Origin of the sequence: Tahibacter sp., assembly GCF_032229445.1 — a bacterium.
Lineage (GTDB): Bacteria > Pseudomonadota > Gammaproteobacteria > Xanthomonadales > Rhodanobacteraceae > Tahibacter.
In genome coordinates this window covers 46,191-66,759 of record NZ_JAVTWC010000051.1, presented here as the reverse complement: position 1 = coordinate 66,759, position 20,569 = coordinate 46,191, and the positions used below count along the sequence as shown (strand labels likewise).

The following is a 20,569-nucleotide window of genomic DNA, read 5'->3' as shown; positions in this document are numbered from 1 at the left end:
CATGGGCGCACCGCCGCAGGCCGTACTGTCCGAACACTTCCAGCAGCACATGCAGGGCCGGCGCGTGCATTCGGCAGTGTTCACGACGTTCCGCTTCGAGCCTGATTTCTTCGAGGCCGAAGTCCTGCCGGTGTTCCTCGACGGAGGATTCAGCCATGTCGCTGAGGTCCGCATTGCACAGCTCGAAGACGCGTTGCGCGAGATTCCGGGACACATTGCGGTCTACTACGATCAACGCGGTCTCGTTCCCGGCCAGCGCAGTTCGAAGCTCGACATTGGACGCTTTCCTCTGCGGCTGGACCATGCGGCCTGCTTCCATCCGAAGAACGTACTCGTGCTGGTCGAGGGGGCCGAGCCACCGCATGCGCGCGCACTGCTGTGCGCCTGCCTCTCGGCGAACCTCACCGAAGCGGGATGGTGGAGGAATGTGGAAGTGGCGCATGTAGAGGTGATCTCCAGCGGCGACCACACGCGATTGCGCAAGCCGCTGCTCGATCTGCTCGATGACCTGAAAGGGGCGTCGAGAACGACTGCGCCGCATGCCGCCGTCGACGCAATCGGCGGATTCCTGCGCATGGAAACGACACTCGCTCTGCGTCGTTCACGCAACCAGCGCTATCTCACCCACATGCACCAGGGGACACAATCGTTGCCGGCATTCATCGGCGATGTCGTCGACGACACGCTCAAGGGATGGAACCTCGAAGTGATCTCGCCGTATTTCGACGGTGGGCCGGAATCGGCGCCCGTGACTGCGTTGCAGCGAAGATTCGAGCCGGAGGCGATGCGCGTGTTCCTGCCGCGCAACGACGCCGGCGAAGCGCTGTGCGGCAAAGCGCTTTACCGGGCCGTGGCGCAGACGAAGAACACCTACTGGGCCGAGCTGCCGAAGTCGTTCCACGCGGCACAGTCGGACAAGGCCAAACGACGGACTGTGCACGCAAAGGTCTATCGGTTCTTTCAGCCGGTGCGCGGCGGTCGCGAAATCCTCTACGTCGGTTCGGCGAACCTCACCGTTGCCGGCTGCGGTGCGGAAGACGGACAGGGCAGGGTACGCAACTGGGAGAGCGGCTTCCTGGTCGAGGTGGATGCGCCGCGAAAGCCGGACTGGTGGCTCGAGGTAGCCGGATCGCCGCCGGATCGTTTCGCGCCGGCCCAGGAGACGGAAGGCACGCGCGAGTGTGACGAGTCGCGACTGCAGATTGCGCATTCGTGGGCGACGCAGCTCAGCCGCGTGTTCTGGGACGGTCCGACGCCATCGCCGCCATTGATGCTGCATGGCGCGCACCACCAAGGGCTGCCGCTGCAGCCGCTGCCGTCGCGGCAGTGGACAGAACTGACAGCCGCTGACGGCATCGCGATCCAGGAAATGCTCGGCATATCGTCGCTGATCGAGGTGCGTGTGCGGGGCGCTGCCGCGGGCGAGCGGGTGCTGGTACAGGAAGAGGGGATGGCGCAGCGACCCTCGCTCGTGCTGGCGCTGAGCCCGGCCGACATCCTGCGCTACTGGGCCATGCTGACGCCCGAGCAGCGTCGCGCCTATACCGAAGCGCACGCCCTGAGCGTTGCCGGCGGCGACGATCCGCAGGCCGTGCGCCTGCTGCCGCTGCGACAGTCCGATGGTTTGTTCGACCGCTATGCCGGCATCTTCCACGCGTTTCACTGCCTTGAGCAGGGACTGGCGGAGTCGTTCGGGGTGGCGAAGGGCGTCGCCGGCGCAATCCGGCAGTGCCGCCTGCGCGATGCGGAGTACCGGCTGTTCGGCTGCAAGTACGATTCCCTCGGCACGTTGCTGGAGCGGATCCTAGGGGATTTCGATGCCGGCACCGGCGACCGCGTCGAGCACTACCTGACGCTGCTGTGCGCGCAGCAACTGCTTGCGCAGGCGCGGCAATGGGTGCCGCAGGACGAACCCCGGTTCTGGGAAGACCATGATGCGGATCTGGCGCGTATCGAGAGCCTGATCGGCCGCTCGTGCGACGTGCGCAAGGCAATCCAGGGCGAGGATGCAGGCATGCAGGGTTTCCTTGCCTGGTTCGAGCCGCTGTTCATCACGCGTTCGACCGCGCTCGCCACGGAGCCGGCGCAATGATCAGCGTCGAGGAAGCCCGAGACCTCATCGATTTTGGCGCGCGCATCAAGTCCGCCTCGCGCGCGCAGGAGCAGCTCGAAGGCGCGGTGGCCTTGCACAATATTCTGGAAACGCGTGGCGTCGCCTATCTCGCCGACGAGGTCGGATTCGGCAAGACCTACGTCGCGCTGGGTGCGCTGGCGCTGTTTCGCCGCCGCCATCCGGACTTCCGCGTGCTGGTCATCGCGCCGCGCGACAACATCCAGCGCAAATGGATAAAGGAGTTCACGAATTTCGTCTCCCACAACGTTCGGCCGGCACTACGGCATGCGTGGGGAGATCCGGCGCGCGAACGGACACCGTGCTCGAATCTCGGCGACCTGCTCAGTCTCGTGGATACGTCCGGCGAGCAGGAATTCTTTGCGCGCATGACCAGTTTCAGTCTTCCGCTGGGCGACACGCCGGACAGCTGGAAAGTCGCCCGCGAGCGCTGGCACGAGCGACTGCCGCGTCTTGACCGCGACGCTTTCGACGTCTCGTCCAAGCACGCGTGCAAGAGCAGCATCGCGCTCGCCATCTGCACGGCCTTGCCAGTGTTCGATCTCGTCATTGTCGATGAGGCCCACAACCTCAAGCACGGCTACGAAGGCCGCACGTCGGCGCGCAATACCGTGCTCGCCGAGGCATTCGGTCGCGCCCGGCTGTCAACCGAGCAGAAGCGACGTTTCCCGGGTTACGGGCCGCGCGCGAGCCGAGTACTGTTCCTGTCGGCAACCCCGGTCGAGGACACGTACGCACAGTTGTGGAACCAGCTGGATGTATTCGACAAGGCCGGCGGCTACGAGCCGCTGCGCCGCGCTGATCTGCAAGATTCCGAACGCAGGACGGTTGCGGCGGAGTTCCTCGTGCGCCGCGTCACTTCGATGCGTGTCGCCGGCAAGCCGCTGACGAAGAACCTGTATCGCCGCGAGTGGCGCGAGGGCGGTCTGCAGACGCATGACCAGCCTATCGCGATCACCGAGGAACGACAGAAACTGATTGTGGCCCTGGTGCAGAAGAAGGTCAGCGAACTGCTCAGCGGCCGCGAGTTCAACAACTCCTTCCAGATCGGCATGCTGGCCTCGTTCGAGAGTTTCCTCGAGACTGCCAAGCTGCGCAAAACCGATGCGCACGAGGACGATGAAGCGGTGGACGGACCCTTCGACGGCCATGAACAGAATCGCAGCGTGTCCGACCGCGAGCGTGACGGCGTCGATGTTGGGGCGTTGAACCGGCTTGCTGCGGACTATCGCAGGCGCTTCGGTGCGGAGATGCCACATCCCAAGATGGATGCTGTCGTCGCCGGTCTCGCCGATGCCTGGAACACGGGACGCAAGACCCTGGTTTTCGTCCGGCGCATCGCGTCTGTGGCAGAACTCAAGCGCAAGCTCGACGAACGCTACGACCAGTGGCTGTTCGCGTTGCTGCGCGCGCGACTGGCACCAGCCTTGCGCGCCGACATCGAGGACATCATTGCGCGATATCGCGAGGCGAACCTCGCGAGCCGGCACGTCGAGAGCGTAAGCACGGTCTACGGGGAAGACGACATAAGCAACGAGGGCGGCGAGGACACGTTCTTTGCCTACTTCTTCCGCGGGCAGTCAGCCGGCGACCTCTACAGCGGTGCGTACCTGCAGAACCAGTTTCGCCGCGCGTCGGACCGCTTCTCGCTTTTCTTCGCCGACAACGACGTCATGGTGCTGCTGAACGCCGCGGAAGGTTCGGTCGGCGCCGCGTTCGCGTTTGCCTGCGGCCTTGCGCCGGACGAGGCGCATCGACGCCTGTGCGAGGAAAGCCGGTGCTATCTGAGCGACGCCGCCAGAGCGCCACTGCAGGCACGGTTCGAAGCGGCGCAAGCTGCTGCGCTGGCGATGCTCAGGGACCACGGCGCAGATCCCGAGCTGCGGCGGCGTTCGGACCTTGTCTGTCAGGCGAAGTACGCAGCGCGCCGGCACCAGTCGCCGAGTCCCGCCGAGTGCCGCGATGCGCCGGCAATGCTCGAACGCACGACGTTCTTCACGCGTCTGCGCGAGGCGCGCTTCCGGCGTCTGCGCGACGCGATCTGGCCGGTGGCGCAGGGCGCTGGCGAGACTTCAGCCGAGTCCGTGCGTGAGCAAATGCTACGCGCCACCCTGCTGTCCGCGGCGGCACGCCTGGGACATGCCTTCATCGATCTGTACCTGAGTGTCATAGAAAAGCATACTTCTCTGCGCCGTAAGGCTTCGCCGCCGAATGTGGCAAGCGTCGCGGACGTCGCCGACGGATCCGCCGAAGCGCGTGAGGAGGACAACGACGACACAGACAGCGACCACGATCCCGTGGGCGCGTTCTTGCAGTGCCTGGAGCGCCAGCGCACCGTCGCGTTGCGCGACCGGTCCTGGGGCGCGTTCGACGAGCTGCGCGAGATTGCACAGAATTTCGAGCTGATCCTCGACGTGAACCTGGCCGGCACGGCGGAGAAGACGACCACGGAAAAGACGGTTGACCTTGCAGCACGGCGGATCGTATCGCTGCTATCGCAGCAGCAGCCGGTAGGCGGTATCCGCGGCGGCAATGTGAATCGCCGTCTGATCCAGCAGTTCCGCATGCCCGGCTATCCCTTCGTTCTTGTCGCGACCGACGTGCTGCAGGAGGGTGAGGATCTGCATACGTTCTGTTCGTCCGTGATGCACTACGGTATCGCGTGGACACCGTCGTCGATGGAGCAGCGTACCGGCCGCATCGACCGCGTTCGCTCACAGACCGATCGCCGTCTTGCGTCGCTGACCGCACCGATGCAGCCCGAGGATCGACTGCAGGTCTATTTCCCGTACCTGCCCGACACTGTCGAAGTGCTTCAGGTAGATCGTGTCCTGGAGCGCATGAACACCTTCCTGCACTTGATGCACGCTGGCTTGGTTGTGCCGGACCTGGATGAACAGCACATCGATATCACGCGCGAGTTCGCTGCTCCACGCCGGCGCGTCGAGGCGGTCGGCGGCGTACTCAGAAGCGCTTTTCCTCTGCCTGACTGGGCATTGCCGGGAAAGGCAGCGGCTTTTGTCGAGGCTGATCCGATGGTCGTGATGCGCGAGCGGTTCGCGAAGCTGCGCGTCGGCGTGCTCGGCGGCTTGTGCATCGATTGGGCCGGAGAAACGCCGCGCGGTGATCTGCTGGGGACGGCGATGCTCGGCAATGGCCGGGTGCAGCCGTTCAGTCTGCAACTGCGGACCGACCATGGCGACGCGTTCGTTCGCTGCATCACCGCGCTCGGGCGAGCGGAGTCGCGCGCCGGTCTGGACAAGATCGCGCAGCGTGTCGAGGCAACGTCGCTGCGGCTGGTCGCCTCGGCGACTCCGGTGGATCTCGTGTTCGACCTAACGGCCGAGGATGATGTGCTGCTCGGCGACGGTGCTTTCGACAGCGAGCGGGTCGGACTGCTGCTGCGCCGGGTGCTTCCACTGGCCGATTTTCTCGAGCATGCCCGGTTCGGCGGCAAGGATGACCTGCTGACGACAGTGCTCGCCGAACAGCTGGTGAGGGATGTGCCATGAGCCACCCTTGGCAGGCATGGTGCGCAGGTGATCTCCAGCTTGCGACGGACAATCGGGTCGAGGTGCGGTTTGCGCACGGGCGCGGCCATGTCGTGGAAGTGCAGGAGCGCGAGCGCGGCTACGAACTGACCTCGCTCGTCGTGGATGCAGCGGTGGCTGCCTTGTCGCCCTATGCTTGCGTCGAAGCCCTCTGGCAGCGCAATGGATCCGCGCGACTGGTCGGATTCCAGCGCGACGCGCACGGCAATATCGCCGCGCGCAGCTGGATCGCGAAGGCAGGACTGGTCGCTGCAGAGTTCCAGCGTATGGTTCGCCATGTCGCACAGGAAGCTGATCGTCTCGAGTACCTGCTGACCGGCGCGGACGAGGTTTGAATGCCCTGGCCGGTCGCGTGCGTCGATCTGGCGTACCCCGTTTCATTTCCTGGGTGAAATCCTGATCGCTGGCCGGGCGATTGAAGATCGGCGTCCTCGTTTCGGCTATCGTTGAAAGTCTATGGACAACATCCTGCTACGCCTCGTTTGCCTCCTGTTTGCCAGCCTCGCTTTGGCGCCGCGCGCGGCGAATGCCGCTACGCCGGCCTGCGCGGAACTGGCTGCGCAGCGCAGCGCTCTGGCCATCGCCGAACCACACGCTGCGCTGTGGCGAGCCGTGCTCGCGAACGCCATGCTCGATGTCGACCTGGCACCGGCGACGACCGCAGCCATCATCGACCTGAAGCGTGAGCTGGTGGCGCTGGTCGACGCCGAGGTGGGCTGCCTCGGCGCCGACGCGCGGCCGGATGCGACATTGCTCGACCGCACGCTTGCCGAGGCGCTGACGGCGGCATCTGCGGCATCTGCAATGACCAACGTTGCAGGGGACGAGGAGGCGCCGGCACTGCGGTTCGCATCACGCCGGGAGCACGATGGCGCGCTCCTCAGCGTCGTCGCGCAAATCGGCATCCCCTGCGGCTCCGACGCAGTGTGGCTCTTGTATGCGCCGCACGAAGGCGGCTGGCGCCGTGTGCTGCAGTGGACCAGCGCGCCGTATACCCGCATCGACGGCGCGTGGGAGGCGTTCCAGCACGCCGTTTCGCCTCGCGACGCCGACGGGCGCTGGTTTGCGGCGGTGTCGCATATCCGGCCCTGGTGCAGTTCGAGCTGGTCGACCATCGACTACACGGTGCTGCGTCCGGGCGCCGATGCTCATCGTCCGCTCGTGGTGCTGAGCGTCAGCGACAGTCTGTGGTGGGGTGGCGATGACATGGGGCGCCTGAGCGTCGATGCCGGCCATGCCGAACTGCGCTTCCGCGGCGCGAGCGTCGATTCGGATGTTCACAATCGCGAGTTCATCCGGCGCTATGACGTCTCGGGAACGCCGCCGCTGCGGGTCGCGCCGGTCGCGGATTCGCCGCGCGACTTTGTCGACGAATGGATCGTGTCGAGCTGGCTGGCGGCGCGGTTCTGGTCGTACCAGGCGTCTGCCACGGCGCTCGAGCGCGCGCACGCGCAGATGCAGGCCGTGCGCAAGGACGCGTCATTCGGGTTCGGCGACACGACCGCGTGCGCAGGTGGCGACGCGGTGCAGGTCGAGTTGCGCGACGGTGATGATGCGTCGTGGTTCTTTCGCGTGGCGGGCCGAAGCGACTACCGCATGGTTGCGGTTGCGCGGCAGGGAGATCCGCAGTGCGGCAAAGCCCTGCCTGCGACGCGCGAATAGCGCCGTCTCTGCGCAACGGTGTTCAGGCGTCCTGGCGTGAGTCCACCGCGGCGGTATGCGACGCGGGCCATGCGGTCGGATGCAACGAGGCGTTTGCGATGCCGGTTTCGGCGATCGCGCCGAACGGCAGGCCGGCGAGCCGGCACTGCACCCAGCGGATCACCGCGCCATGTGTGATGACGAGAGCGCGTCCGGCGCGCTGAGCGGCGACCGCATCGAGCGCGGCGGCGATGCGCCGGCCGAATGCGTCGAAGTCTTCGCCGCGTGGCGGCGGGTGCCGTTGCGGATCTGCGCGATAGGCGGCCAGTTGCGCCGCCTCGCTGCGTTCGAGATCGGCGATGGTGCGTCCCTGCCAGTCGCCGAAATGGTATTCGACGAGGCGTGCATCGAATTGCAGTGGCAGTCCACGCTTCACGCAAAACTCGCGCGCAAAATCTGAACAACGCCGCAAGGTGGACGAAACCACGAGCTCCCACGTGCCGCTGTCCGCCGCTGCGCGCGCCTGCTGCCAGCCGAGTTCGTTCAGCGGGTCGTCGATCTGGCCGCGATAGCTCGGCTGGCCGGTGGTGCCGTGACGCATCAGGTGCAGCGGCATCGGTTCACGCGGGTACGGCGTTCGGCGTTGAGGGCGTCGGCCGCGCTGCGTCGCGGGGTGCGCGGGCGGCTACCGGGTTGCTTTCGTGTCATTGGCGGTTGGAAACCCCAGCTTCGTCGAACGTCGCCATGCCGGCATGCAGTGCGCACGCCGCACGCAGCAGCGGCACGGCGACCGCGGCGCCGCTGCCTTCACCCAGGCGCAGGCGCAGATCCAGCAGCGGTGCGGCATCGAGCGCATCGAGCACGCGCGCGTGGCCCCGTTCGGCGGAGCGGTGGGCAAACAGCAGCCAGTCGCGGCAGCCGGGATGGATATGCACGGCCGAGAGCGCGGCGACGGAACTGATGAAGCCATCGACGAGAACCGTGATGCCGGCCTGCGCCGCGGCGATATACGCGCCGGCCAGCGCGGCAATCTCGAAACCGCCGAGACGGCGCAGGGATTCGACCGGATCGATCGCGAAGGCGCGGTGGAAGGCGACTGCCTGGCTGACGATGTCGGCCTTGTGGCGGATTCCGGCGGCGTCGAGCCCGGTGCCGGCACCGGCGAGCGCGTGCGGGCTCGCGTCGATCAGGCAGCAGGCCAGTGCGGTTGCCGCAGTGGTGTTGGCGATGCCCATTTCGCCGCCGATGAACAGCTGTACGCCGGCTCCGGCCGCCGCTGCAACGCTGCTGCGGCCGGCGTCGAGTGCGCGCTGCAGCTGCGCCGGCTCCATCGCCGGGGCATGCAGGAAATTGTGGCTTTGCGGCGCAATCCAGTCGCGCCGCACGCCCGGGAGCGGGCCCGGATCGTTGACCGTACCCAGGTGCACCACCTCGAGCGTCGCGCCGAGTTCGCTCGCGAGCACGCTGATGGCGGCGCCGCCGTTGGCGAAGTTGCGCACCATCTCGCCGGTGACGGCCTGTGGGAAGGCTGATACGTTTTCCGCCGCGATGCCGTGGTCGGCGGCGAAGATGCTGATCTGCACGGCGTCGACGCGCGGGCAGTCGCGCTGCTGCAGCCCGGCCAGGGTCACCGCGAGTGCTTCGAGTTCGCCGAGCGATCCGGGTGGCTTGGTCAGGCGGCCCTGGCGCACCAGCGCGGCAGCGCGTGCCGTTTCGTCGATCGCATGAGCCGGGTCGTGCAGCCAGTCCAACGACATCAGAGCGTTCCCTTGAGTACGTGCGGCAGTCCCGCGATGGTGAAGACGACGCGCTCGCAGCGTGCCGCCAGATCCTGATGCAACCGGCCGGCTTCGTCGACGAAGCGGCGCGTGAGTTCGCCCAGCGGCACCACGCCCTGGCCCACTTCATTGCTGACGAGGATGATCTCGCCCGGCAGTTCGCCGATGAGGTTGAGCAGCGCCGCGCGTTCGCGCGCGAACAGCGTCGTGTCGTGGCTGCACAGCAGGTTGCTGAGCCATAGGGTCAGGCAGTCGACCAGCACACAGCGTGCCGCATGGGTTTCGCGCTGCAGCGTTGCGGCGAGCAGCAGCGGTGTTTCACACACTGCCCAATGTGCCGGGCGGCGCCCGCGGTGATGCAGGATGCGTTGCGCCATCTCGTTGTCGCCGGCCGCGGCGGTGGCGATGTAGAGCACGGCGTCGTGGCGCGCGGCCAGGCGTTCGGCCAGCGCGCTTTTGCCCGAACGCGCGCCGCCGAGGATCAGGGTACGCACGAGGCCTCCGCGGCGGGGGCGCCGATGCCGAGCAGGCGTTCGAGTGCGGCGAGGTCCAGATGCTGCTCGATCGCATCGGCCAGCACGTCTAGGGCCTGTTCGCGCAACGCGTTGCGGTCGACCGACCGGGCGCCCGCGAGTCCGGCCCAGCGCAGCAGCGTCGCGCCGCTGTCGGGCGCGTCGAACAGGCCGTGCAGATAGCACGCAGCGATCTGGCCGTCGGCCGACTGCGCACCATCGCTGCGGCCGTCGTCCAGCTGCAGCACAGGGTGTTCCAGTGCCGCGCCGCGGCTGACGCCGCAGTGGATTTCATAACCGACGACGGCACTCGCGCGGTCGCCGAGCCGCAGCGTGCCGCTGACGTTGCGCAGCTGTTTGTGTGCTTCCAGCGTCGTTTCCAGCTCGAGCAGTCCGAAGCCGGCGCTGCTGCCGGGTGGGCCTTCGATGCCGAGCGGATCGTCGATGCGCGTGCCGAGCATCTGCAGTCCGCCGCAGATGCCGATGAGCTTGCCGCCGTAGCGCAGGTGTCTGTGCAGCGCCGCTTCCCAGCCCTGCGCGCGCAGCCAGGCCAGGTCGGCGCGCACGGACTTGGAGCCGGGCAGCACGATGAGGTCGGCCGCAGGAACCGGCTCGCCCGGGCCGACGTAGGAGAGCGCCACGTCCGGATGCAGCCGCAGCGCGTCGAAATCGGTGTGGTTGCTGATGCGCGGCAGGGCCGGCACCACGACACGCAGCGTTTCGTCGCCACCGCCGCCGTGCTCGCGCGGCAATGCATCCTCGGCGTCGAGATGCAGTCCCTGCAGGTAGGGCAGTACGCCGAGCACGGGCTTGCCGGTCTCGCGTTCGAGCCAGTCGAGGCCTGGCTGGAGCAGGGCGATGTCGCCGCGGAAGCGATTGATGACGAACCCTTTCACGCGCGCCTGTTCGCTGGCCGAGAGCAGCGCGAGCGTGCCGACGAGATGAGCGAACACGCCGCCGCGATCGATGTCGGCGATCAGGATCACCGGGCAGTCGACCGCTTCCGCATAGCCCATGTTGGCGATGTCGTTCGCGCGCAGGTTGATTTCCGCCGGACTGCCGGCTCCCTCGACGATGACGGCGCGGTACTGCGCGCACAGGCGGCGATGCGAGGCCAGCACCGCGTCCATCGCGACACGCTTGTAGTCGTGATAGGCGGCCGCCTGCAGGTTGCCGACGGCGCGGCCGTGGACGATGACCTGCGCCCCCGTGTCGCTGCAGGGCTTGAGCAGGATGGGATTGAAATCGCTATGCGGCGCGATCCCGGCCGCTTGCGCCTGCAGCGCCTGGGCGCGGCCGATCTCGCCGCCGTCGACGGTCACGGCGGAATTCAACGCCATGTTCTGCGGTTTGAACGGCGCGACCGCGATACCGCGCCGGTGTAGCCAGCGGCACAAGCCGGCGACCAGTGTGCTCTTGCCCGCATCGGAGGTCGTGCCCTGGACCATGAGCACGCCGGCGGTCGCGGCGGATCCGGCGGCTCGTGCGGGGTTCGGCGGGCTTTCGGTCGTCTGCGACGGCACCGACCGCGTCGGCGGCACGGCGTCCGGCATGGCTCGCGCGTCGGCGCGGAACGGATCGGCGTCGTCCTCGGCGCGCTCCGGCGCGGGCGCGGTGGGCACGGGTGGCGGTTCTTCCTCCCGGACCCGCCGTGCCGCGTTGCGCAGCGCCATGTCGAGCTGCTGCCAGCCGCCTTCGTCGCCCGGCAGGCCGACGCGCAGGCTGGGCGGCGACGCGAACAGGCGTGTCAATACCGCCTCGCGCGCGAGCGCCAGATGCCATTCCCTTGCATTGGGAATTTCTATCCATTGGAACAGATCGGTGCCGCCAACCGCCGTCAGCCCATGCAGCTGCAGCACCGTGCGCAGCCGTGCGGAGCGGGCGGCCAGCTGCGTGCGCGCTTGTGCCGGCCAGCCCGCATCGGCGAAGGCCTGAAGCAGCAGCCAGCGCGTGGGGGCAGCGACACACCACGGCCCCTGGCGCCGGCGCAGTTCGTCCAGCAGCGGCGGCGCGGCCAGCACGAAGCCCGCGCGCGCGCCGCCGAGACCGAAAAACTTGCCCGGGGAACGCAGCACGATCAGACCGTCGCGGTCGGTGAACGCGGCCAGGCTCTGCGCGGGCGTCAGGTCCATGAAGGCTTCGTCGACGACGAGCCAGCCGCCGCGCGCAGCGAGGCGCGCGTGCAGGGCGAGCAGCGCGGCGGCGGGCAGGCATTCGCCGGTCGGGTTGTTCGGGTTGACGAACACGACCACGTCGAATTCATCGGCGGTATCGAACAGCGCTGACGCCTCGAGTGTACGCACGTCATGGCCTGCCGCGGTCCAGGCGTGCGCATGCTCCGCATAGGACGGTGCGAGCACACCGACCCGGCCGGTTGTGCGCAAGGTCGGCAGTATCCGTATCGCTGCCTGCGTGCCCGCCACCGGCAGCGCGGCGTTGCAGCCGTAGTAGTCGCAGGCGGCCGCGTCGAGGCCGTCTTCGTCTTCGGGCAGCCGCGTCCAGGCCTCACGCGGAATGGCCGGCAGCGGCCAGCCCTCGGGGTTGATGCCGGTTGAAACATCCAGCCAGTGTTCCAGCGCGATGCCGTAGTCCTGCGCTGCGCGCCGCAGCCGGCCGCCGTGTTCGAGCATGTCAGAGCATTCCGATCAGGAGCAGCGCGACGAGCCAGATCGCGACGGCTCGGTAGAGCAAGTGTAGTGCGCGGCGGATCGCCTGCGCATCGGGCGCATCGCCCCAGCCCAGCGCGGGGCGCTCGTGCCAGTGCCCGTCATACGGCGCGCGACCGCCGAGCCGAACGCCGAGCGCACCCGCCCCGGCGGCCATGACCGGCCCGGCATTGGGACTGTCCCATGCGGCTGCCTGCTGGCGCCAGCAGGCGATAGCGCGCCGGCAGTGGCCGGCCAGCGCATAGCTCAGCGCGGTCAGGCGCGCGGGTATCCCGTTCAGCGCGTCGTCCAGGCGCGCGGCGAACCAGCCGAAGCGGCGGTAGCGCGCGTTGCGGTAGCCCCACATGGCGTCCAGCGTATTGGCGAGGCGGTACAGCACCACGCCGGCCGCACCGGCGACGACAAACCAGAACAACGCCGCAAATACCGCGTCGTTGCCATTTTCCAGCACGGATTCCGTGGCTGCCGCGGCGACCTGACTGGCATCGAGGTCGGCCGTATCGCGGCTGACGATGCGGGCAACCAGCCTGCGCGCATCGTCCATGTGCTCCTGTTCGAGTGCGGCTGCCACCGGCAGGGCGTGCTCGCGCAGGCTGCGCAGTCCGATCGCGAGGTACAGCACGACGATGCCGACCAGCGTCTGGAGAAGTTCCATGCGACTCAGCGCCCAGGCCAGCAGCAGCCACGGCGCGATCGCCGCGAACACGGCGAACGGCGCGCGCCCGAACCGGTCGGCGTACAGGTGCGTTTCGATCCACCGTGCATAGCGGCCGAACGCGACCAGCGGATGTGCGCGGCGCGGCTCGCCGAACAGATGGTCCAGCAGCAGCGCGCAGACGATGGATTCCCACACGGTCAAGGTTCCAGGGCTGGGGTTTGCTAAAGCTCTATGCCTTTCTGCGCCTTGATGCCAGCCTGATAGGCGTGCTTGACTACATTCATTTCCGTCACTGTATCCGCCACCTCGATCAATGCGGGCGGCGCGGCGCGTCCGGTGATGACGACATGCTGTAGCGGCGGCCGCGTGGTCAGCGCGGCGACGACCGCGTCCACGTCGATGTACTGGTATTTCAGCGCGATGTTGAGTTCGTCGAGCAGCACCAGGTCGAAGGCGGGATCGGCGAGCATGCTACGGGCGATGGCCCAGGCAGCACTCGCAGCGCGGATGTCGCGTTCGCGGTCCTGGGTTTCCCAGGTGAAGCCTTCGCCCATGACGTGATAGCTGACTTCGTCGGGGAAGCGCCGGAAGAAGGCTTCCTCGCCGGTGGCGAAGCTGCCTTTGATGAACTGCACGACGCCGACGCGCAGGCCGTGGCCCAGCGCGCGCGCAACCATGCCGAAGCCGGATGAGCTCTTGCCCTTGCCGTTGCCGGTCGTGACCACGATGACGCCGCGCTCGATCGTCGCGCGGGCGATGCCCGCGTCGACGACGGTCTTCTTGCGCTGCATGCGTTCGCGATGGCGCTGGGCCCGCGCATCGGCGTCATCGGCGCGGGCATCGCTCGCGCCGATGACGGTGTTTTCGCTCGGCGTGCTTTCGCGCGGGCCTTGTACCGGCGCGTCGACCTCACCGGTGCTCATCGGGCCTTGTTCATCGAACCGGCGCTCTTGTCGCCGAGGGCGATCACGCCGATCGCGTGGGCCACGCCGAATGCTGCTATGTAGGCCATGGCCACGCTGACGAAGCTCGGCATGTACTGCATGAAGCGCTGCACGAACTCGGCGAAATGCGGATCGGCGTAGCGGCCGCCCATCCAGTAGAACGAGCCGTTGGAGACGAGGAACGAGAGCAGGCAGCTCGCCAGCGCGATCAGGCCAGCTGGCAGCAGGGTGGAAAGAGTGGGCGTGTAGAACTTGTTCGCGTACAACGCGCCGCCGTACCAGAGCACGCCATAGGCGACGACGAGCATGGAATAGGCCGGCGTGACGCAGAAATCGCTGACGCCGGCCATGCTGATCGCGATGTAGTCGATGAGGCCGGCCTCGAGCATCAGGATCGGCAGCGCGACGGTGCCGGCCAGGTAGAAGCCCGCAACGAAGAAGATCGCCATCGACGCATCCGGCAGGTGCAGCGCGGCGCCGAAATGGTGGTAGCGCGTCGCCAGCATGAGCCCCATGAGGGCCAGCAGGATCAGCGATTGCTTTGCGGTGGGTAGAAACTTCATGGGCAGGAACTTCATGGACTACTCCTGGCGATCAAGGGTGAGCGATGTGTCCGGCGGGTGCCGCGGCGCCGAAGACCGGCTTCGACGCCGCGCATCGGTCTACTGCGCCGGGCGGTAGCGCAAGGTGAGGAAATAGCTGCGGCCGGCCTGGTTGTAGAACGCGGCGGTCTCGTAGTCGTGGTCGGCCACGTTGGAGACACGGCCCTGCAGCAGCCAGTCGGGCGAGAACGCGTATTCGGCACGCAGGTCGAGCGTGGCGTAGCCGCCGAGACGACGCGTGTTGCCGAGATCGTCGTAGCGTTTGCCCTGAGCATCGACGGTCGCGCCGATGCCGAAGGCGCCGAAACGGCGGTCGATGTCGATGCGGCCGGACTGGCGCGCGCGGCGCGGCAGCACATTGCCGTCGTTGCTGCCGCCGGAGGCGTTTTCCGGATCGAGCAGGGTCAGGCTGGCATTGAGCGCCCAACCGGCCAGGTCGACCGCCAAGCTGGCTTCCAGGCCCTGGATGCGCGCCTCGTCGACGTTGCCCGGGGCGAAGATCGCGGCGTCGTAGGCAATCAGGTCGTCGACACGCGTATCGAAGGCCTGCACTTCCCAGCGTCCGAGGTCGCCATGGCCGCGCAGGCCGATCTCGACGCTGCGCGATTCTTCCGGCTTGAGGCTGGCGTTGCCGAAGCCCGGGAAATACAACTCGTTGAAGGCCGGTGCCTTGAACGCGGTGCCGTAGTTGGCGATGAAGCGCAGCGTGTCGCTGAACGCATAGCCCCAGGCCAGGCCGCCGGTCGTGTGCGCGCCGAACTGTTCGTTGTCGTCGTTGCGCAGGCTGGCCTCGACGTCGTGTGCACCGGCCTTGCCCTGGTACTGGGCAAACACGCCGGTGACGCTGCGCGCGTCTTCGTCGTACGCCGTCGTGCCGTCGACTGCGTCGTTGACGTAGTCGGCACCGACGCTGAGCAGATGCTGCTCGGCGAAACCGATGTCGCCTTGCACCGAGTAGTTGTCGCGGCGTGTATTGAATTGACTCTGGAAGACGCCGCTGCCGAAGTTGTCGGAATCGTCGCGGCTCTGGCCGGCGCCGACACTCAGCACGAGGCGCTCATGCGCCTGCAGGCGCAGTCGCGTGCCGACGATCTGCTGGCGGTAGATCGATTCGTTGACGAAGCTGCCGTCATAGGCGTTGCGGCCTTCGGCGCGCAGCACGTTGGCCTGCAGGTCGCCGGCTTCGCCGAAGCGCCAGCCGCCGTTGAGTGTGACCGAGGAATTGCGGTACGGATCGTCGTCTGGCTCGTCGGTGAAGCAGCCCGCGCCCGGCGAGGCGCGGCCGCGGCAGGAGTTGAAGCCGTCGGTGTCGGCATGGGCGAGATGGGCAGCGAGCCAGCCCTGCTCGCTGTTGAGGCTCACGCCGGCAGTCGCTTCGCGTGTGTTGTCGCTGCCAACGGTGGCGCTGAAGTTCGGGCTGACGCCCTGGCCGCGGCCGCGGCGCGTGAAGATCTGGATCACGCCCCCGATTGCTTCGGAACCGTACAGGCTCGAGCGCGGGCCGCGGACCACTTCGATGCGTTCGATCTGCTCGACGGGCAGATCCTGGAAGGCGACGCTACCAGCCGTGGCCGAGCCCACGCGCACGCCGTCGACGAGCACGAGCAGGTGGTCGGATTCGGCGCCGCGCAGGAACAGCGAGGCCTGCTTGCCGGCGCCACCGTTGCTCGAGATCGATACGCCGGGCAGTCCGCGCAGAAGATCGATCAGCGAGCGCGCCTGCAGGCGCTCGATGTCCTCGCGTGTGATCACGCTGACGGGTGCGAGGCTGTCGTCGACGGTCACGGCGGTGCGCGTCGCGGTGACGATCACATCGTCGAGTGCGGGGATATGCGGGTCGGGTTCGGCGCGCAGGGGCGCGCAGGGCAGGGTCAGGAGCGCGGCAATGGCCGCGCAAAGCGTCGTACGGTGCATGAAGATTCCTCCGCGCTCACCCGCGCGGTCGAACAGCGAAAAAATTCGATGCGCGGAAGGAATGAGCAGCGGAGACTGAGCCGGGGGCACGTTCACCGCGGCGCCGCCCTCCGCAGCACCACCAGGACCGGCGCGCGAATGCGCGTCTGGACCGCTGCAGGCCGGTCTCCGGACTCACGAGTTGGAGCAAGGGCTCCGGACGCGGCGCCTTCCCGGATCGCTCCAGTGGCGTAGTGCCGCGCTTGACTCGTTTACCGTTGCGGGGGCAGTGCCGGGATACACACCGGCTTCCCGTTTAAGCGTCTGGACGGCCAACCGTCTTCGCGCCACCTGAAGCGGCGCGGATGGTAGCAGGCTGCAACGGTGGGCGCCATTTGCGCCCCAGGGGAAGCTCAGAACTAGTCCTGATACTACCGCTCCTGCACTCAGCGCCCGATCTCCACAGCGCCGCCAAACGCCTGCCGTGCAGGCATCTGGTCGCCGGAGACTCATGCGTCGGCACGCTACCGCGTTCGCGCCCGCTCCAGCATCTGCCGGGCGTGCGCCAGCGTTTCCTTCGTGATCTCGATGCCACCGAGCATGCGGGCGATTTCGTCGCGGCGGGACTTTTCGTCCAGCGCCTCGATGCGCGTGAAGGTCTGCCCGTCGGCGGTCTGCTTGCTGACGCGAAAGTGCTGGTGGCCCTGCGCGGCGACCTGTGCAAGATGTGTGACGCACAGTGCCTGGCGCGAGCCGCCGAGGCGGCGCAATTTCTGTCCGACGACTTCAGCGACGGCGCCGCCGATGCCCGAGTCGACTTCGTCGAAGACCATGGTGCCGACATCGTCGAGGCCCAGCGCGGCGACCTCGATGGCAAGTGATATGCGCGACAGTTCGCCGCCCGAGGCAACCTTGCGCAGTGCACGCGCCGGCTGGCCCGGATTCGCACTGACGAGGAATTCGCAGCGCTCGGCGCCGAGCGCATCCGGATCGTCCTTCGCCGCGGGCTCGAGCGCGATTTCGAAGCGGCCGTCGCTCATGCCGAGCTCGCCCATGAGTGCGCTGACTTCCGCGGCCAGGCGCTGCGCGGCGGCGGCGCGCGAAGCGCTCAACTGCGCGGCGGCCTTGCGGTAGTCGGCGGCCGCGGCGCCGCGTTCGCGCTCCAGGTCCTGGCGCAGCGAACCGGCATTGCGCAGTTCGTCGACCTCCAGACGCAGCTCTTCGGCGCGCGCCTTGAGCTCATCCATCGGCAGGCGGTGGCGGCGCGCGAGTTCGTGCAGCTTGGACAACTGGTTTTCGGTCTCGAGCAGGCGCTCCGGATCCAGTTCCAGCCCGTCCTGGTAGCGCGACAGTGCATCGCCGGCTTCGCCGAGCTGGATCTCGATGCTTTCGACGAGTTCGACCGTCACGGCCAGCGACGGGTCCAGCTCGGCCAGGCGGGCCAATTCCTGGCGCGCGCGCGCGAGCGAGCGGCGCACGGCGAATTCGCTGTCGCCGTCGATGAGCTCGGCGACGCTGGCACTGCCGTTGACGAGCTGGCCTGCGTTGGCCAGGCGCCTGTGCAGGTCGTTGAGTTCGGCGAGCTGCGCTTCGGTCAGGGCATGGCGGTCGAGATCCTCGAGCTGGCGCTCGAGTCGGGCGAGGTCTTCGCCGCTGTCGCCGGCGTTGCCCAGCGACGCCATGCGCTGGCCGAGCTCGCGCCAGCGCCGGGCCGGCTGGCGCACCGCCGCGAGCGCATCGGCGTGGCCGCCGAAGGCGTCGAGCAGCTGCAGCTGATGGGTGCGGTCCAGCAGGGCCTGGTGCTCGTGCTGGCCGTGGATCTCGATCAGGTGTCCGGTCAGCGCCGAGAGCTGGGACAGGGTGACAGGGCGGCCGTTGATCCAGGCGCGCGAACTGCCCTCGGTACGGATCACGCGGCGCAACCGGCAGGCGCCTTCGTCATCGAGTTCTTCGGCCGCCAGCCAGTCACGCGCGGCGGGCGAATCCGACAGGTCGAATTCGGCGGTCAGTTCGGCGCGCTCGCAGCCGCTGCGGATCACACCGGCGTCTGAGCGGCCGCCGCTGAGCAGCAGCAGTGCGTCGACCAGCAGGGACTTGCCGGCGCCGGTTTCGCCCGTCACCACGCTTAGGCCGGGCTGCAAGGCGATGTCGGCCTCGCCGACGATGGCAAAGTCCTTGACGTACAACGAGCGCAGCATCGCGTTTTCCGACGGCATGGCGGGCGCGCATGCTAGCGCGAAGCCGTCGCATCTCCCAAGACTGGGGAGGCTTTGATGGCGTCGCCTGGTTGGCGACACCGGTTCCCCGCGACCCTGGCCGGACGCGGATGCGGCTTCGTTCGTTGGGGGGTGTGATGAATAGGACGGGCGTTCGGCTATGCTGCTGACCCATGTCGCGACACTCTCCCCATCTTCCGCTGGACCCGCGCGCGCGGCAGTTGCTGCGCACGCTCGTGTCGCAGTACGTGGCGGAGGGGCAGCCGGTAGGGTCGCGGGCCCTGGCGCGGTCGTCGGGGCTGGACGTGAGTGCGGCGACCATCCGCAATGTCATGTCGGATCTCGAGGAACTGGGGCTAGTCGCCGCGCCGCATACGTCGGCCGGTCGCATACCGACCGTGCAGGGGTATCGCGTGTTCGTGGACTCGCTGCTCGAAGTGCGCCCGCTCGGCGAGCCGCAGGTGGAAGAGCTGCGGCGCGAGCTGCCGGCGACGGCGACGACGCCGGACCTGCTCAACAGTGCCTCGTCGCTGCTGTCCCAGGTCAGCCATTTCGTCGGTGTGGTGACCGTGCCGCAGCATCAGGAAGTCCCGTTCCGGCACATCGACTTCGTGCCGCTGGACCAACGCCGCACCCTGGTCATCCTGGTCTTCGTCGACGGTCAGGTGCAAAACCGGGTCATCGAGCTGGAACGCGCCTATTCCGCCAGCGAACTGGAACAGGTCGCGAATTTCCTCAATGCGCAGTTTTCCGGCCAGCGCCTGGACGAGATCCGCCTGCGCCTGCTGCGCGAGATGCAGGAAACCAGCACCCAGATGACGCGGCTGATGACCACGACGGTGGAGCTGGCCCAGGCCGCGTTCCAGAGCAGCGCGCCGCAGCCGGATATGTTTGTCGCTGGCCAGACCAACCTCATGGACGTGCACGACCTGTCCAACCTCGACCGCCTGCGCGAACTGTTCGACGCCTTCCAGCGCAAGCGCGACCTGCTCGCCGTGCTCGAGCGCTGCGCCCGGGCCGAGGGCGTACGTCTGTTCATCGGCGAGGAGTCGGGTTTCGCGGCGCTGGACAACTACAGCCTGGTCACCGCGCCTTATGGCGTGGGCGGCCGCGTACTGGGCGTGCTCGGCGTGATCGGGCCGACCCGCATGGCCTACGAGCGCGTGATCCCGCTGGTGCAGGCGACCGCTCATATCCTGTCCGGCGCCTTGAACCGCAACCAGGCGCCCCAATAGCGTCGGGACTTGTCAATCCGTATCATGCCGCGCCCTTGCGGGACGATCCGTAACGATCGGTCCTGCGTCCCGTGGGGACGGGAAGCACACTCGCTGGAGAATCCATGCAAAACAACGAATCGACCGGTACAACGGGCGCAGAAGAAGGCTTGTCGGCGGCGGAAGCCGCGCTGAACGCCGATCTGGAAGCCCTGAGCCAGCAGCTCGCCCAGGCGGAGACCGCCGCGGCCGAGATGCGCGACACCCTGCTTCGCGAGCGCGCCGAGCTGGAAAACCAACGCCGCCGCCTGCAGCGGGATCTGGAACAGGCGCGCAAATTCGCCAACGAGCGCCTGCTTTCTGACCTGCTGCCGGTCTGCGACGGCCTGGAAGGCGGGCTGGCGGTCGAAACCGCCGACGTCGCCGCGATGCGCCAGGGTCTGGACCTGACCTACAAGGCGCTGCTCAAGGTCGCCGAGTCCAACGGCCTCAAGGCCCTCAAGCCGACCAACCAGCCGTTCAATCCGGAACTGCATCAGGCAGTCAGCCTGGTCGACAGCCCGGCGCACGCGTCCGGCACCGTGGTGAACACGTTGCAGACCGGGTACGTGCTCAACGACCGGCTGCTGCGTCCGGCCATGGTCGTGGTCGCGAACTGAGATTTCCGTGAGGCGGGCAGAGTGCGCGGACGGGATCTTGAATAAGCGCCGCGCGACTACAAATACCGCCGCAGCAACGATCCGGCAGGGTCGAAGAATCAATT

The 20,569-nt window shown here is 67.6% G+C and carries 15 protein-coding genes, 1 pseudogene and 1 riboswitch; of the genes and pseudogenes, 6 read left to right on the top strand and 10 right to left on the bottom strand.

Annotation, left to right across the window (positions count from 1 at the left end):
* Position 1: 1 nt before the first annotated feature.
* The 4 genes from RUU78_RS10060 (at position 2) to RUU78_RS10045 (ending at position 7,344) form a co-directional block, all read left to right on the top strand.
* Complete coding sequence (locus RUU78_RS10060) at positions 2–2,092, top strand: hypothetical protein (RefSeq protein WP_313916162.1); 2,091 nt, start codon at positions 2–4, stop codon at positions 2,090–2,092.
* Positions 2,089–5,643 carry a DEAD/DEAH box helicase gene (locus RUU78_RS10055; protein ID WP_313916161.1) on the top strand — a complete coding sequence of 1,185 codons (3,555 nt, stop codon included), beginning with the start codon at positions 2,089–2,091 and terminating at the stop codon, positions 5,641–5,643. The genes RUU78_RS10060 and RUU78_RS10055 overlap by 4 nt, the downstream gene beginning before the upstream one ends.
* On the top strand, positions 5,640–6,017 hold the full coding sequence (locus RUU78_RS10050; RefSeq protein WP_313916159.1) for a hypothetical protein: 378 nt from the start codon (positions 5,640–5,642) through the stop codon (positions 6,015–6,017). Before RUU78_RS10055 ends, RUU78_RS10050 begins: the two co-directional genes overlap by 4 nt.
* A 121-nt stretch (positions 6,018–6,138) precedes the next feature.
* Positions 6,139–7,344, top strand: coding sequence for a hypothetical protein (locus tag RUU78_RS10045; RefSeq protein WP_313916157.1), 1,206 nt, complete (start codon positions 6,139–6,141; stop codon positions 7,342–7,344).
* Positions 7,345–7,366: 22 nt separating this feature from the next.
* On the opposite strand, the gene RUU78_RS10040 is transcribed toward RUU78_RS10045, so the two are convergent.
* From RUU78_RS10040 to recN, 10 genes and pseudogenes are all read right to left on the bottom strand, one after another.
* Positions 7,367–7,939, bottom strand: a complete 573-nt coding sequence (locus tag RUU78_RS10040; protein ID WP_313916155.1) for a histidine phosphatase family protein — start codon at positions 7,937–7,939, stop codon at positions 7,367–7,369.
* A gap of 88 nt (positions 7,940–8,027) precedes the next feature.
* Positions 8,028–9,080 (bottom strand): nicotinate-nucleotide--dimethylbenzimidazole phosphoribosyltransferase, encoded by a 1,053-nt coding sequence (gene cobT, locus RUU78_RS10035; RefSeq protein ID WP_313916153.1) that lies wholly within the window; start codon positions 9,078–9,080, stop codon positions 8,028–8,030.
* The gene (gene cobU / locus RUU78_RS10030; protein ID WP_313916152.1) at positions 9,080–9,595 is read right to left on the bottom strand and encodes a bifunctional adenosylcobinamide kinase/adenosylcobinamide-phosphate guanylyltransferase; all 516 of its coding nucleotides are present in this window, start codon (positions 9,593–9,595) and stop codon (positions 9,080–9,082) included. Before cobU ends, cobT begins: the two co-directional genes overlap by 1 nt.
* Positions 9,583–11,061, bottom strand: coding sequence for a cobyric acid synthase (locus tag RUU78_RS10025; protein WP_313916174.1), 1,479 nt, complete (start codon positions 11,059–11,061; stop codon positions 9,583–9,585). Before RUU78_RS10025 ends, cobU begins: the two co-directional genes overlap by 13 nt.
* Positions 11,062–11,274: 213 nt before the next feature.
* Positions 11,275–12,243, bottom strand: a pseudogene (gene cobD / locus RUU78_RS10020) (threonine-phosphate decarboxylase CobD); the annotation flags it as partial.
* A gap of 1 nt (position 12,244) precedes the next feature.
* Entirely contained in the window at positions 12,245–13,132 is an 888-nt protein-coding gene (gene cbiB / locus RUU78_RS10015; RefSeq protein ID WP_313916150.1) for an adenosylcobinamide-phosphate synthase CbiB, read from the bottom strand.
* Between the two features lie 26 nt (positions 13,133–13,158).
* Complete coding sequence (cobO, locus tag RUU78_RS10010; protein WP_313916149.1) at positions 13,159–13,860, bottom strand: cob(I)yrinic acid a,c-diamide adenosyltransferase; 702 nt, start codon at positions 13,858–13,860, stop codon at positions 13,159–13,161.
* Positions 13,857–14,459, bottom strand: a complete 603-nt coding sequence (locus tag RUU78_RS10005; protein WP_313916147.1) for a hypothetical protein — start codon at positions 14,457–14,459, stop codon at positions 13,857–13,859. The genes cobO and RUU78_RS10005 overlap by 4 nt, the downstream gene beginning before the upstream one ends.
* 84 nt (positions 14,460–14,543) lie before the next feature.
* On the bottom strand, positions 14,544–16,397 hold the full coding sequence (gene btuB, locus RUU78_RS10000) for a TonB-dependent vitamin B12 receptor (RefSeq protein WP_313916146.1): 1,854 nt from the start codon (positions 16,395–16,397) through the stop codon (positions 14,544–14,546).
* Between the two features lie 141 nt (positions 16,398–16,538).
* Positions 16,539–16,746: riboswitch (cobalamin riboswitch) on the bottom strand.
* Between the two features lie 154 nt (positions 16,747–16,900).
* Positions 16,901–18,574, bottom strand: coding sequence for a DNA repair protein RecN (recN, locus tag RUU78_RS09995; RefSeq protein WP_313916144.1), 1,674 nt, complete (start codon positions 18,572–18,574; stop codon positions 16,901–16,903).
* 191 nt (positions 18,575–18,765) lie between these two features.
* On the opposite strand from recN, the gene hrcA reads away from it, so the two are divergent.
* Together hrcA and grpE are read left to right on the top strand one after the other, a co-directional pair.
* Entirely contained in the window at positions 18,766–19,827 is a 1,062-nt protein-coding gene (gene hrcA, locus RUU78_RS09990) for a heat-inducible transcriptional repressor HrcA (protein WP_313916142.1), read from the top strand.
* A 104-nt stretch (positions 19,828–19,931) separates the two neighbouring features.
* Positions 19,932–20,465 carry a nucleotide exchange factor GrpE gene (grpE, locus tag RUU78_RS09985; protein WP_313916140.1) on the top strand — a complete coding sequence of 178 codons (534 nt, stop codon included), beginning with the start codon at positions 19,932–19,934 and terminating at the stop codon, positions 20,463–20,465.
* The last annotated feature ends 104 nt before the right edge of the window (positions 20,466–20,569 follow it).